This window comes from Streptomyces sp. NPDC054961 (assembly GCF_053609145.1).
This window is the reverse complement of the sequence record NZ_JBSGWY010000025.1, coordinates 48,802-62,644: the sequence shown is the minus strand read 5'-3', so window position 1 is coordinate 62,644 and position 13,843 is coordinate 48,802. Positions and strand designations below refer to the sequence as shown.

Sequence of the window (13,843 nt, the reverse complement as noted above, 5' to 3'; positions counted from 1 at the left end):
CGGCCCCCGGGCCCCCCCCCCCACCACCACACCGCCCCCGCGCGCCCCCGCGGGGGGGGCGGGGGCGCCCCGCCCCCCCCCCCCCGCCCCCGCCGTTCGGCGTTTCCGCGGGTCAGGAGCGCTGCTTGTCCGTCTCGACCTCTTCTGCGGTCTTCCAGGCGATGCCGTCGAGGATGTCGTGCTCCGAGACCACGACCTCCGAGGCGCCCACGCGCTCCATGACGGCCAGCAGGACCAGCGCGCCCGCGCCGATCACGTCGACCCGGCCCGGATGCATCACCGGGATCGCCGCGCGCTCGGCGTGGGTCAGCTTCAGCATCCGCTCGCTGATCGCGCGGACCGTCTCGTACGGGATCCGCGCGTGGTGGATCGCCCGCGAGTCGTACCCCGTCAGACCGAGCGCGATCCCGGCGACCGTCGTCACCGAGCCGGCCAGGCCGACCAGGGTGCGCGCCCGCGCCAGCGGGACCGTCCCGGCGGCCAGGTCCAGCGCCGCCTCGATGTCGGCCCGTATCGCGGCGACCTGCGCCTCGGTGGGCGGATCGCTGACGACCCCGTCGACCGTCAGGTGACGTTCGGTCATCCGCACGCAGCCCACGTCGACCGAGCGGGCCGCCTGGACGTGGTCGTCGCCGACCACGAACTCGGTCGAGCCGCCGCCGATGTCCACGACCAGGAAGGGGCGCTGCAGGTCGGTGCGGCCCGCCAGCTCCTTGGTGGCGCCCGAGAAGGAGAACTCCGCCTCCTGGTCGCCGGAGATCACCTCGGGTTCGACGCCCAGGATGTCCAGCACGCCCTGGACGAACTCGTCCCGGTTCTCGGCGTCCCGGGAGGCCGAGGTCGCCACGAAGCGCAGGCGCTCGGCGCCGAGCTCCTTGATGACCTCCGCGTACGCGCGGCAGGCCGCGAAGGTGCGCGCCAGCGCCTCGGGGGCCAGCCGGCCGGTCTTGTCGACGCCCTGGCCGAGGCGGACGACGGTCATCCGGCGGTCCAGCTCGACGAGCTCGCCCGTCGCGGGGTCGCAGTCCGCGACGAGGAGCCGGATGGAGTTCGTACCGCAGTCGATGCCCGCGACCCGGGTCACGCGCCGGACTCCTTCTCGGCGCACGGCGTGACGCAGGCGCCCTTGGCCCACCACTCGGGGAGCATCGCCAGGGCCTCGTCGCCGAACGGGTTCACTCCCGGGCCCGCGGCCAGCGAGTGGCCGACCAGCACGTGCAGGCACTTCACCCGGTCCGGCATGCCGCCGGCGCTGGGGAAGCCCTGGAGCACCTCGATGGCGTCGCGCCGGGTGAGGTAGTCCTCGTGCGCGGCCCGGTAGGCGGCGGCCAGCTCCGGGTCCTCGGCGAGCCGGCCCTGCATCTCCTTCATCACGCCGTTGGCTTCCAGCGTGCCGATCGCACCGGCGGCGCGCGGGCAGGTCAGGTAGTACAGCGTCGGGAAGGGCGTGCCGTCGGGGAGCCGCGGGGCAGTCTCCACCACGTCCGGCTGCCCGCAGGGGCAGCGGTGCGCGATGGCGCGCAGCCCGCGCGGCGGGCGGCCGAGCTGCTGCTCGAACGCCTCGATGTCTGCGGCGGTCGGCTCGGTCCGGTCGGTCTGGGGCGGGGGCGTCTGCATGCCTGGAGGAAGTCTTTTCGTTCTCGTGGATGGGCTCGTGCGGGGGGGGCGTACTCAGTCGCCCGGACGGTCGGCCTTGTCGACGCCGTCCCAGACGTTGGAGTACCAGGGGCGGTCGGTCGCGGACTGTCCCTTGCGGCGGTGCTCGGCGGCCTCGGCCCCGGGGTCGTTCATGATGTAGCTGATCTCCCCCGGCCGGACGAAGTGCAGGTGCTTGCGCGCCTGCTGCTCCGCGTACGCGTTGTCCTGCCAGCGCGCCTTCTCGTCGCGCAGCCGTTCCAGCCGGTCCCGCGCGGAGGCGGCGGCCTTCTGCTGCTTCGCGATCTCCGAACGCTGGGACACGTACTGGCGCATCGGATACGCGAGGGCGACGACCAGGGTACAGAGGACCAGGACGAGCAGGGCGGCCCGGCCGGTGAGCCGGCTGCGGCGCACCTGGCGGCGGGACTGCGAACGGTAGACGTGTGCAGCGGTCCGCTCGCCCAGCTGCTTGAGCCTGGTCGCCGTCGAGAACGTGGCGAACCGGTCCCGGTTCCCGGCCATTGATCCGCCTCCCCTATATACACACGACGCAATACGTCCCCGCACACGGTACGGGACCGAGTGCGGGGACGTAGGGAGGCTTGCGCCCTAAAGGACGGTTCAGCCCTTGAAGCGCGGGAAGGCGGAGCGGCCCGCGTACACGGCGGCGTCGTCGAGGATCTCCTCGATGCGCAGCAGCTGGTTGTACTTGGCGACGCGGTCCGAGCGGGCCGGGGCGCCGGTCTTGATCTGGCCGCAGTTCACGGCGACCGCGAGGTCGGCGATGGTGACGTCCTCGGTCTCGCCGGAGCGGTGCGACATCATGCACTTGAAGCCGTTGCGCTGGGCCATCTCGACGGCGTCGAGGGTCTCGGTCAGCGAACCGATCTGGTTCACCTTCACGAGCAGGGCGTTGGCCGAGCCCTCTTCGATGCCGCGGGCGAGGCGCTCCGGGTTGGTGACGAAGAGGTCGTCGCCGACGATCTGGACCTTGGCGCCGAGGCGGTCGGTGAGGGTCTTCCAGCCGGCCCAGTCGTCCTCGAACAGCGGGTCCTCGATGGAGACGAGCGGGTACGCGGAGACGAGCTCCGCGTAGTAGTCGGTCATCTCGGCGGCCGAGCGGGACTGGCCCTCGAACTCGTACTTGCCGTCCTTGTAGAACTCGGACGCGGCGACGTCGAGCGCGAGCGCGATGTCCTTGCCGGGGACGTAGCCGGCCTGCTTGATGGCCTCGACGATGAGGTCGAGCGCGGCGCGGTTCGACTCGAGGTTCGGCGCGAAGCCGCCCTCGTCACCCAGACCGGTGGAGAGGCCCTTGGTGTGCAGGACCTTCTTCAGGGTGTGGTAGACCTCGGCGCCCCAGCGAAGGGCCTCGGAGAAGGACTCCGCGCCGATCGGGGCGATCATGAACTCCTGGATGTCGACGTTGGAGTCGGCGTGCGACCCGCCGTTCAGGATGTTCATCATCGGAACGGGCAGCAGGTGCGCGTTCGGACCGCCGAGGTAGCGGAAGAGCGGGAGGTCGGAGGCCTCGGACGCGGCGTGCGCGACGGCGAGGGAGACGCCGAGGATGGCGTTGGCGCCGAGGGAGCCCTTGTTCTCGGTGGCGTCCAGGTCGATCATCGCCTGGTCGATCAGGCGCTGCTCGGTGGCGTCGTAGCCGACGAGCTCCGGGCCGAGCTGCTCGATGACGGCGAGGACGGCCTTCTCGACACCCTTGCCCATGTAACGGTTGGGGTCACCGTCACGGAGCTCTACGGCTTCGAACGCTCCGGTGGAGGCGCCGGACGGGACTGCAGCACGGCCGGTGCTGCCATCGTCGAGGCCCACCTCGACCTCGACCGTGGGGTTGCCTCGGGAGTCCAGGATTTCCCGGGCTACGACGACGTCGATGGACGGCACGAGCATCTCCTTCTGGGATGTGACGCTGAGTGTGCGGTGGCGTGTCAGGCCGTGGGATGGCCTTGCCGCTTAGAGCCTAACCGTCTCCGGGCACTGGGCCGCCCGACCGCCCGGGTGATGGGACGAAAAAGGGTCTGAATGCCCCTCTTACAGGACATAGGGCCCTTGTGCGCAGAGGCCCGCCGCACCCGGTGCGGGGCTTTCGACCGGCCGTCACCCGGCGCATCGTCAGCACGCACAGCACCGCCCGGCGCGTGGGGGGTTACGCGCCGGGCGGCGGGAATCACGTGTGCCGCGAAGGCGGCCGCGGAGGTGTTACCGCGGGATTCAGCTGAGCTTCAGCTTCTGACCCGGGAAGATCAGGTCGGCGTCCGAGACGATGTCCTTGTTGAGCTCGAAGAGCTTCTCCCAGCCGCCGGAGACACCGGTGGCGGAGGCGATGGTGCCCAGCGTGTCGCCGGACTTGACCTCGTAGGAGCCGTTGCCCGTCTTGGGGGCCTCGGTCTTCGGCTTGGCCGGGGCGGCCGGACGCTCGGAGCGCTTCTCCGCCTTCGGCGCGGCCTTCTCCTGCTTCTTCGGCTCGGTCTTCTTGGTCTCGGTCTTCTTCGTCTCCGTCTTCGGGGCGGCCTCGGCGGCGCCACCGTTGTAGGCGGAGTTCGACAGGCCCACGCCACAGGACGGCCAGGCGCCCTTGCCCTGGCCCTTGAGGACCTTCTCGGCGATGACTATCTGCTGGCTCTTGGAGGCCTGGTTGGCCTGCGCCGCGTACGCCTTGCCGCCGTAGGCGGCCCAGGTGGAGGACGAGAACTGCAGGCCGCCGTAGTAGCCGTTGCCCGTGTTGATGGCCCAGTTGCCGCCGGCCTCGCAGGAGGCGACGCGGTCCCACTCGGAGGTGGTCGCCGCGGAAGCGGTGCCCGCGGCCATCAGGGGGGCCGCGACGGCCACACCGGCGACGCCGGCCAGCGTGACGATGCGGACGGCCTTGGAGCCGCGGCGGTGCTTGCCCTTGGCGGAAAGCAGCATGGAGTTCTCCTCACCGACGCCTTCGAGGTGAGCTGTCGGGTTCGGGCGAGTGAGTGCCCGGCCAGGCGACCTAGCGCCTGTCTTAACCCCAAGCCGGTTCCGTGACCGTCTCTCAACGGTCGGTTCCGGCGCCTACCTTGGTTCCCCCGCTCCTGCCTTCGGCGCTTGCGCGACGAGTGTTCCCTCCGTCCGCCGGCAGGATTCGGCGATGCGGTCGAAGGAGCCCGCGGTGGCGAGCGATTCAGAAGGTAGACAGGTCTCCCCCCGATGTTCAACGAGCTCCATCGGGGAGAAACGGTGCCTACTTGCGCTCCTCCCGGGGGTGTTTGCGCAGGTGAGGGCGGGGTTTGCGGAACCCGGGGAACCGGACACGCCAGTTGACCGGAAGAGACACATGTCTCACTTACGGAAAACGGACAATCAGGTTCTTCCCGGGCACCTCAAGTGTCCCTATTCGTGCGTTAGATCCAGATTCTGGCCGGGCTTGATGAGGTTGGCGTTCCCGCCGATGACCTGCTCGTTGGCCTCGTAGAGCGCGTTCCAGCCGCCCGTCACTCCGTTGGCGTCCGCGATGGTGGCCAGCGTGTCGCCCGTCTTCACGGTGTACTTCGGGTCCGCCGCCGCGCCACCTGTGACCGGGGTCTCGACCGCGGCCGGGCCGCGGTGCTTCCCGCCGCCCTGCGCCTCGTCGGCCGGCGTGCCGGCCGGGTCGGTGGTGGCGCCGGGGGCCGACGGAGCGGCCGGCGAGGCGGGCGCGACGGGCGCCGTCGTGCCGGTCGGGTCCGCGGGGGTGGACGGGACGGCGGGCGCCGTCGGGTCCACGGGCGGGAGCGGAGTCGTGGGAGCCGTAGGCGTCGTGGGAGCCGTCGGATCCGTGGACGGGGCCGTGGGAGCCGTCGGGTCCACCGGGCTCGTGGGCCCGGCCGGCTGCGGCATCACGGGCAGCGGGAAGTCGGGGAGCATGAACGAGGGCGTGTCCGTCGGGGACGGCACGGCGGGCGTCGGAGCCCCGAAGTCCGTGGACGGGGTGGCCGAGCCGAGGTAGGGAACGACGGAGTCCGGCCGCGCCACGGAGGGGGAAGCGAGCCTGGACTCACGGGGCACGCCCGGGTCCACGCCCGCGGCGGGCGCCTGCTGCGACAGCCCCGCCGAGGTCCCGCACTGCGACCACGCCGCCGGACCCTCGGAGGCCAGCACCCGCTCGGCCACGGCTATCTGCTGGGACCGGCTGGCGAGGTCGGCGCGCGGGGCGAAGTCGAGGCCCCCGGCGCTCCTCCACTCCTCCTGGGTGAACTGCAGCCCGCCGTAGGAGCCGCTGCCGAAGTTCGCGCTCCAGGTGCCGCCGCTCTCGCACTCGGCGACCTTGTCCCACGTGGTGGTCTCTGCCGCGCTCGCGCCGGTGGCCGCGAACAGCGGCAGGGCGAGTGCGGAGCCGGCGACTCCGGCGGTGACGACAAGTGCGGGCACTTGTCGGGGGCGTCTGTGGCGGCCGTTCCCGGAACCCATGAGGTTGCACCTTTCGCATAACGGCGGGGTAACGGCAGAACCTAGCGGGCTTCGAACGCCTGTCACAAGTTTGGGCGTTGGCTGACTTCAGGTCAGTACGGTTTCAGCTGATTTGCCCCGTGAATCGAACCGGAAGCGTCCGCAGCCCTCGCATGATGAGGCCGCCGCGCCAGCGCAGCTCCCCGGCCGGCACGGCCAGCTCCAGGTCGGGCAGCCGCGTCAGCAGGGTGGCCAGGGCGGTCTGTCCTTCGAGGCGGGCGAGGGGGGCGCCGACGCAGTAGTGGATGCCGTGCCCGTATCCGAGGTGCTGGTTGTCGGTCCGGGAGAGGTCGAGGGCGTCCGGGTCCGCGAACCGGTCGGGGTCGCGGTCGGCGGCCGCGAGGACCACCAGGACCGGATCGCCCGCCGCGATGTCCTGACCGCCGAGGACGAAGGCTTCGGTGGCGAACCGCCAGGTGGCCAGCTCCACGGGACCGTCGTAGCGCAGCAGCTCCTCGACCCCGGTGGCGAGCAGCTCGCTCTCCCCGGCGGCCAGGGACCGCTGGAGGCGCTCGCGCTGGTCCGGGTTCATGAAGAGGGAGTGGACGCCGTTGCCGATGAGATTGACCGTGGTCTCGAAACCCGCGAACAGGAGGATGAAGGCCATGGCGGTGGCCTCGGCCTCCGTCAGGTGGTCGCCGTGGTCGCTGGCCCGGATCAGATCGGAGATGAGGTCGTCGCCGGGCGCCTCGCGCTTGCGGTGGATCAGCTCACCGAGGTAGGCGCGCATCTGCTTCACCGACCGCGCGACGCCGCCCCGGGGGCCTCCGCCGTGGCGGATCATCATCCCCGCCCAGTCGCGGAAGTCGTCCTGGTCCTCGCGCGGTACGCCGAGCATCTCGCAGATGGCGTAGATGGGGAGGGGAAACGCGAACTCGTGGATGAGGTCGGCCTCCCCCTTGGCCGCGAACCGGTCGATCAGGTGGTCGGTCAGCTCCTGGACCCTCGGGGCGAACTCGGCGACCCTGCGCGGGGTGAACGCCTTCGACACCAGCCGCCGCAGCCGCGTGTGGTCCGGCGGGTCGATGTTGAGCAGGTGGGTCATGAGCTCGGCCTTGCGCTCCCCCGGGATCCCCGTCTTGCCCTTGGCGTGCGCGGGCTCCGCGTGGTGGGCCGGGTTCTTGCTGAGCCGCTGGTCGGCGAGGGCCTGGCGGGCGTCGGCGTACCGGGTGACCAGCCAGGCCTCGACCCCGCTGGGGAGCTTCGTGCGGTGGACGGGGGCGTGCTCGCGCAGCCAGGCGTACGCCGGGTACGGGTCGGTCGCGAACTCCCAGTCGAACAGGGTCGGGCCGGATCCGTCCACGGACCGGGCGGCGGAGGGGTCTTCGGGGGCTGCGGGGGTCTGCTCGTGCACCTGGAGACCGTATCCCGCCCCGGGCCCGCCACCCCATATAGGTGGTTCGTCGCGGCTGTCCGTAGATCACCCATGGCTTGACCTCACCTTCTCCTGCGTTCCTACTTTCGGGTTTGTGGATGTGAGGATCTTGAAGAGCAGCTTCGCGGTGGTGGAGAGACGGGCCGAGCACGCGGTCAAGTTCTTCTACACCCACCTGTTCTGGCACAACCCCGGAATCCGCGCGCTCTTCCCGGCCCCCTCCGAGGACATGGAACGCCAGCGGGACCGGCTCTTCGCCGCCCTCACCCACGTGATCGCGCACCTGGAGAACGAGACCCTCCTCCCCTATCTCCACGACCTCGGCCGCGACCACCGCAAGTTCCTCGCGACCCCCGAGCACTACGCGGCCGTCGGTGCCAGCCTCCTCGCCGCGCTCGCGCAGGCCTCCGGCGACGCCTGGTCCCCCGAGGTCGAGAAGGCCTGGGCCGAGGCCTACCAGGTCATCGCCGACGCGATGACGGCCGGCGCCGCCTCCGGCGAGGGCCCGCCGTGGTGGGACGCCGAGGTCGTGCGCCACCTGCTGTACGGGCAGGACATGGCCGTCCTGACGCTGCGCCCGCACGCGCCCTTCCCCTACCTGCCCGGCCAGTACGCGAGCGTGAGCAGCGCGCGGGTCCCGACGACCTGGCGCACGTACTCCCTCGGCAACGCGCCCCGCGCCGACGGCACGGTCGACCTGCACGTCAGCCGGATCGAGGGGGGCCGTCTCAGCACTGCCCTGGTCCGCGACGCGCGGCCCGGCGACGTTCTGCGCCTCGGCGCGGCCGGCGGGCAGCTGACCTTCCGCCGCGAGGACCGTCCCGTCTCCTTCATAGCCGCCGGCACCGGCTGGGCCCCGATCCGCGCCATGCTGGAGGAGCTGGCGGGCCGCCCTCCCGATCAGGACGTACGGCTCTTCGTGGTCGCCCGGGACGCCGCGCACCTCTACGACCGTCCGCTCATCGACGCGTGCGCGGCCGCCTTCGGCTGGCTGGGCGTCACGTACATCACCCCGGCCCCCGGGCGGCACCGCAACCAGGCCACCGACCGGCTGGCGACCGCGCTCAGCAACCGGGGGCTCTGGCCCGACCAGGACGTCTACCTCAGCGGTCCGCCGCGGTTCGTCGAGGAGACCTCGTACCTGGTGGAGGAACTCGGTGCCCGCCCCGACCGGATCTTCTACGACTCCGTACCCGCCGGGGGCAGGGGCCGTGGCCGGTACCAGGGCCTGGACGAGGGACCCGACGAGGGACCGGACCCGGACCGGGACCAGGACCGGGGCCGGCGGGACCGGCCGACGGGCTTCGGGGAATGGTTCCTGAACCGGCCGGACCCGCACTGGCACAACCCCGCGGGGCGCGCGCCGCGGCCCTACTGAACGAGCGGACGACCGCACGACCGGCTGGACGACCGGCCCGCCGGCCGCCCACGCCTACGCCTACGCCTACGGCTACGGCTACGCGCCGACGCCTTCGGCCGCCCGGATCGCTTCCCGGTAGACCCGGGCCGCCGCGCGCAGCGCGGTCTCGGGATCGGTGCCCGCCGCCTCGGCGCGCGCCACCAGTTCCAGCAGTTCGTACCCGATGCCCTCGCCGCGCGGGAGCTCCACGGCCACGCCGCCCGCCCGGGCCCGGCCGACGAGCTTGGCCGCGAGCGCGAGACCGGGCTGACCGAGCGGGACCCCGTCGGTCACCGACTCCCGCTGCTTCTCCACCTGCTTGGTGCGCTGCCAGTGCTCGTTGACGTCCTGTGCCGTGTGCGCCTCGGCGTCGCCGAAGACGTGGGGGTGGCGGTGGATGAGCTTCTCGACGAGGGCGCCGGCCACGTCGTCGATGGAGAACGGCTCGTCCTCTTCACCGGGGCCGCCCTCCTCCGCGATGCGGGCGTGGAAGACGACCTGGAGCAGGACGTCGCCGAGCTCCTCGCGCAGTTCCTCGCGGTCGCCGTCCTCGATGGCCTCGACCAGCTCGTACGCCTCCTCGATGGCGTACTTCACCAGTCCCTCGTGCGTCTGCTGCGAGGTCCAGGGGCATTCGCGCCGGACCCGGTCCATGACCTGGACGAGGTCGAGCAGGCGGGCGCCCGGCAGGTCGTAGGAGCCCGGCAGGAGTTCCAGGTCGGGCATGGCGACGCGGCCCGAGCCGGCCAGGCGCGCGAGCCCGTCGGTGAGCCGCTGGTCGCCCTCGCCGCCGGGGATCACCACGACCGTGCGCCCGCCGGCGCAGGCCTCGACCAGCTCGTGGGCGTCCGGGATCCCGTGCGCCACCTCGATGCCGGCCTCGCGCAGGTACGGGAGCTGCGGATGGCCGGGGTCGGCGCACAGCACCCGGTCCGCGGCGTGCAGGGTCTGCCAGGCCGGCCAGGACAGCACGCCGGGGGCGACCCGGTGGCTGGTGGTCAGCAGGACGATGCGGCCGGTGGGCTCGGAGGGTACGTCGTCAGTCACCCTCCGAACCTACCTCTCCACGCCTATGCTCCGGCCGGGGGCTGCTCGGGGCGGGTGACCTGGGTGATCCAGGGGGTCCGGGCCTCGCCGAGGCCGACCTTCTGGGCGTCCCAGGCGCCGTAGCGCGGGTTGACCTCGATGCCGAGCCCGGACGCGGCCTTCGCGGCGGGCTCGGAGAGCTTGCCCTCGCCGTACTTGGCGTTGAGCTTGGTGAACAGGACCTGGTCGCGGACCCAGCGGTCGATCTGGTCGGGCGCCATGGCGGCCTTCTGCAGGATCGTCGCCTCGAAGGCCTCGGTCCCGCCGTTGCCCTGGTCGTAGGCCTTGCGCTCCTCCTCCAGTTCCTTCGGGGTGAGGGTGATCCCGGCGTCCTTGGCCATCCGGTCCAGGATCCGGCTCTGGATCATCGCGCCGAGCTTGACCCGGTCCAGCTGGGGGATGGCCGCGATGAGCTCGGCCGAGTGTTCGGAGCGGTTCTGCGCGGTGCGGACGTCGTTCACCTGGGCCTGGAGCGCGGAGGTGGTGATCCGTTCGCCGCCGACGACGGCCGCGGTGCCGGGGCGGGCTTGGCCCGAGCAGGCGGACAGCAGGGGGGCCGCCACCAGCAGGGCGGCGGAGACGGAGAGCGCTGTGCGACGGTGCAAAGGAGCCTCCAGGGCCGGGAGATTGTGCGTCGGTGCACAAGGGCCGTGCGATGATCGATGTTATGCAGTAGAGGTGACCAGAGCCACCGGTTCGACCAACGATTCCGGGGGTGTTGGGGTGCTGCGCTGTTCGCGCCGGCGCCATCCGGCGGCCATCCTCCGGTCCGGTGACGGTGCCAAGGTCGGCCCACCATGTCGACACCGCACCGCGCCCCGCACCGCTCCCCGCGCCGCACGAGCCTGCTCGGCTCGGTGTTCGGCGCCCTCGTCGCGACGGTGGCCGTGTGCGCCGGGGACGCCGTCGCACGCGTCTTCCCGTACGGGCCGCGCCATCGCAGCGTCAACGATCTCGGCAATCAGTTCGTACCCTTCCACGCCCGTCTGTGGGACCTGCTGCACGGGCGGGCCGAGGGCGGCCTGCTCCTGAACTGGCAGTCCGGGTACGGGACCAGCTTCCTGCCGGACTTCGGGACCTACCTGAGCAGTCCGTTCGCGGTGCTGGTGGGGCTCTTCCCGCGGCAGGACATCGACCTCGCGGTGTACGCGGTCACCGTGCTCAAGACGGCGTCCGCGGCGGCGGCGATGGCCTGGCTGCTGCGCACCCAGCGGCGCGGCCCGTGGTGGGCGGCGGGGCTGCTCGGGGCCTCGTACGCGCTGTGCGGCTGGTCGGTGATCGAGGCCTCGTACAACCCGATGTGGCTGGACGGCCTGATCGCCTTCCCGCTCCTGTGTCTGACGGGTGAGTGGGCGCTGCGCTCGCGCCGTCCGGCGGCGGCCGTCCTCGTGGTCGCGGTCTGCTGGACGGCGAACTTCTACACCGCGTACATGGCGACGCTGGGCGCGCTCCTGGTGCTGCTGGTGCGGGTGGTGCTCGTACGGGAGGGGGCGAAGAGCCGGCTGCGGGTCCTCGCGCGGGCGGCGCCGGCGACCGTGCTCGGGGTCGCGCTGTCCGCTCCGGTCCTCCTCCCGCTCTTCCTCAGTTCGAGGTCGGCCTATCCGGGCTGGTTCAAACCGTTCCGGCCGGTGCCCGCGACGGACCTGCTGGCCCGCCTGCTGCCGGCCACGTACTCCTTCTCCTCCCCCGCCCTCTTCATCGGCACCGGGACCCTGCTGCTGGTGGCGGCCCTGCCGTTCCACCGGGCCGTGCCGGGGCGGACCCGGCTGTACTGGGCCGGGCTGGTGCTCCTGGTGCTGCTGTCCTTCCAGTGGAAGGCCACCCACCTGGCCTGGCACCTCTTCGCGACGCCGAACGGGAGCCCGTACCGGCAGACCTTCGTGCTGGCCGGGATCCTCGTGATGGCCGCCTGGGCCGGGCTGTCGGCCGGGGTGCCGGGGCCGCGGGCGCTGGCGGGCGGTGCGGGGGTCCTGGCGGCCGTCCTGCTCGCGGCGAGCAGCAGCGCACTGGCGACGGCGTGGGGCCTCGCGCTCTTCGGCGGCGGGCTGGCGCTCTGCGGCGCGGCCTGGTGGGCCCTGCGCCGTCCCCGGCTGGTGGTCCCGGCGGCCGGCGCGCTGGTCCTGGTCCTGCTGGCCCAGGCGGCGGCGACGACCGCGTACGGCGAGAAGGGGAAACTGGCGGGCCTGGACGACTACCCGTCCTGGGGCCCGGCCCACACCGCCCGCGCCGAGGCCCTGGCGGGGGCCGGGGGCTGGCCCGCGTACCGCACGGACGCGGGGCGGCCGGCGCTGACGGGCAACGATCCGATCCTGCTGGGCGGGGAGGGCGGCGCGTACTACAGCAGCCACACCCCGGACCTGTTCACCCGGACGATGGTGGCCCTCGGGGCGGGCTGGACCTCGCGCGGACGCAACGTTCAGAGCCTGGACAACCCGGTGACGGACGCCGTGTTCGCCGTCGGGGCGCGCCTGCGGCCGGACGGCACGGTCGCCCGCGCCGAGGTCCCGCCGCTGGTCACCACCCGGCCGCCGGGCCCGGAGCCGGTCTTCGGCGCCTCGCCCTTCGCGAACCAGGAACTCCTGCTGGGCGCACGGGTGTACGAGGATCCGCTCGCCCCCGGTGTCTGCCGCGCGGGCACGGAGGCCTTCCTGTGGGCCCCGGAGTACAACGCGACCGCCCGTCTCGCGGACGGGCCGGCCTTCCGGCTGAACGCGAACCCGCCGCGCAACCGGGCCGCGATGCAGCCGATGGGCGTCTCGCACGGGCCGGCCTCGGAGCTGGTCTTCGACGCGGGCGCCCCGGCGCACTGGCAACTGTCCTGCCTGGACCGGTCCCTGCTGACCGGGGCGGTCACGCGCCTGCGCGCCACTGCGGCGGTGTCCCTCGAGGTGTCGTCCTCGTCCGTCCGCGCCACCCTCCCGGCGGGCAGCCGGGGCACGGCGGTGCTCTCGGTGCCCGCCGTCGCGGGCTGGACCTGCAACGGCAGCCCGGCGGCCGGCCGTCTGGGCCTGGTCGCCGTCCCCCTGGACGGTCACACCACCACCCTCAGCTGCACCTTCCGCCCGCCGGGCCTGGTGGCGGGCGCGGTGGTCGCGGGTACGGCGCTCGCGGTGCTCGCGGCACTCGCGGCACTCGCGGCGTTCCTGCGGACCAGTGGGAGCGGCCGGAGCGGCCGGAGCGGCCGCACGGTGGTTCCGGCGAACCGTGCGCCGCGTGCGGGGGCTTCGCGCCGCCGGGACCGGGTCCGCGCGCGCTGACCCCGCACGACGCAGGACCGGGCCCAGGCAGAGGACGAACTTCTCCTCTTCCCACTGCTGCGCGAGGGCGGCCTCGGTGACCTCACCGCAGGCGTTGACGTCGAAGGTGTCGTCGATGACCTTGACGACCTTGTAGTTGGCGTCCTTGTCCCCGCAGTCCTTCGTCGAGACCTTCGGATCGGTGTCCTTGCCGGTCACCTGCACGCAGTCGCCGGCCTTGGCGTGCACGGGCGAGTTGAAGGCGTAGGAGATGCCGAACTTCACCGCGACGGCGACCACGAGCAGGGCGACCACCCGGAGGACCTTCTTGCCCTTGCCGCCCTTCTGCGCGGGCGCGGCGGCCGTGGCGGCCTCGTCGGGCTGCGGGAACGGCTGGGGGTCGACAGGGTGCGACGGAGGCGGGGTGGCCATGGGTTGTCCTCTAAGGAGTTGAGTCATCGAACGCGCGTACGCTACACGCCCCGACATGCCCAAACCGGACCATCAACCTCCGCTCGCCGATGAGATACAGAGTCGTGATCCCGCCGTGGGGGGGGGGGGGGCGCGCGGGGGGGGGGGCGGGGGGGGGGGCGGGGGGCCCGGCGGGCTCGCTGTCGAGCGGGGTGGCGGGGGGGCGCG

Annotated in this window: 11 protein-coding genes, 1 pseudogene and 1 riboswitch; of the genes and pseudogenes, 2 read left to right on the top strand and 10 right to left on the bottom strand. The window is 72.6% G+C overall.

The genetic code is table 11. The features are described from left to right. Positions 1–112 precede the first annotated feature (112 nt). The 7 genes from ACWF9Z_RS22410 to ACWF9Z_RS22380 all read right to left on the bottom strand — a co-directional run bounded on the left by ACWF9Z_RS22410 (position 113) and on the right by ACWF9Z_RS22380 (position 7,462). A complete protein-coding gene (locus tag ACWF9Z_RS22410; protein WP_453604545.1) occupies positions 113–1,084 on the bottom strand; it encodes a Ppx/GppA phosphatase family protein in 972 nt (323 codons plus the stop codon). After that, complete coding sequence (locus tag ACWF9Z_RS22405; RefSeq protein ID WP_453604543.1) at positions 1,081–1,617, bottom strand: DUF501 domain-containing protein; 537 nt, start codon at positions 1,615–1,617, stop codon at positions 1,081–1,083. The genes ACWF9Z_RS22410 and ACWF9Z_RS22405 overlap by 4 nt, the downstream gene beginning before the upstream one ends. A gap of 54 nt (positions 1,618–1,671) precedes the next feature. After that, on the bottom strand, positions 1,672–2,160 hold the full coding sequence (locus ACWF9Z_RS22400) for an FtsB family cell division protein (RefSeq protein WP_453604542.1): 489 nt from the start codon (positions 2,158–2,160) through the stop codon (positions 1,672–1,674). Positions 2,161–2,259: 99 nt separating this feature from the next. Further along, the gene (gene eno, locus ACWF9Z_RS22395; RefSeq protein ID WP_453604541.1) at positions 2,260–3,546 is read right to left on the bottom strand and encodes a phosphopyruvate hydratase; all 1,287 of its coding nucleotides are present in this window, start codon (positions 3,544–3,546) and stop codon (positions 2,260–2,262) included. 321 nt (positions 3,547–3,867) lie between these two features. After that, positions 3,868–4,563, bottom strand: a complete 696-nt coding sequence (locus ACWF9Z_RS22390; RefSeq protein ID WP_453604539.1) for a transglycosylase family protein — start codon at positions 4,561–4,563, stop codon at positions 3,868–3,870. A gap of 2 nt (positions 4,564–4,565) precedes the next feature. Continuing rightward, positions 4,566–4,737: riboswitch (cyclic di-AMP (ydaO/yuaA leader) on the bottom strand. 276 nt (positions 4,738–5,013) lie between these two features. Next, positions 5,014–6,030 carry a transglycosylase family protein gene (locus ACWF9Z_RS22385; RefSeq protein ID WP_453604538.1) on the bottom strand — a complete coding sequence of 339 codons (1,017 nt, stop codon included), beginning with the start codon at positions 6,028–6,030 and terminating at the stop codon, positions 5,014–5,016. Positions 6,031–6,172: 142 nt separating this feature from the next. Continuing rightward, the gene (locus tag ACWF9Z_RS22380; protein ID WP_453604537.1) at positions 6,173–7,462 is read right to left on the bottom strand and encodes a cytochrome P450 family protein; all 1,290 of its coding nucleotides are present in this window, start codon (positions 7,460–7,462) and stop codon (positions 6,173–6,175) included. Positions 7,463–7,583: 121 nt separating this feature from the next. Between ACWF9Z_RS22380 and ACWF9Z_RS22375 the strand changes: the two genes are divergently transcribed. Next, positions 7,584–8,861 carry a globin domain-containing protein gene (locus ACWF9Z_RS22375; protein WP_453604535.1) on the top strand — a complete coding sequence of 426 codons (1,278 nt, stop codon included), beginning with the start codon at positions 7,584–7,586 and terminating at the stop codon, positions 8,859–8,861. 78 nt (positions 8,862–8,939) lie between these two features. Here ACWF9Z_RS22375 and ACWF9Z_RS22370 read toward each other — a convergent pair whose 3' ends face one another. Continuing rightward, positions 8,940–9,929: a nucleoside triphosphate pyrophosphohydrolase gene (locus ACWF9Z_RS22370; RefSeq protein WP_453604533.1), complete on the bottom strand. Its 990-nt coding sequence runs from the start codon at positions 9,927–9,929 to the stop codon at positions 8,940–8,942. Positions 9,930–9,952: 23 nt separating this feature from the next. Beyond that, on the bottom strand, positions 9,953–10,573 hold the full coding sequence (locus ACWF9Z_RS22365; RefSeq protein WP_453604532.1) for a SurA N-terminal domain-containing protein: 621 nt from the start codon (positions 10,571–10,573) through the stop codon (positions 9,953–9,955). A 192-nt stretch (positions 10,574–10,765) separates the two neighbouring features. Here ACWF9Z_RS22365 and ACWF9Z_RS22360 point away from each other — a divergent pair, with 192 nt between their 5' ends. Next, positions 10,766–13,225: a YfhO family protein gene (locus tag ACWF9Z_RS22360; RefSeq protein WP_453604530.1), complete on the top strand. Its 2,460-nt coding sequence runs from the start codon at positions 10,766–10,768 to the stop codon at positions 13,223–13,225. Between the two features lie 84 nt (positions 13,226–13,309). On the opposite strand, the pseudogene ACWF9Z_RS22355 reads toward ACWF9Z_RS22360, so the two are convergent. After that, positions 13,310–13,636: pseudogene (locus tag ACWF9Z_RS22355) on the bottom strand (LppU/SCO3897 family protein); the annotation flags it as partial. Between the last annotated feature and the right edge of the window lie 207 nt (positions 13,637–13,843).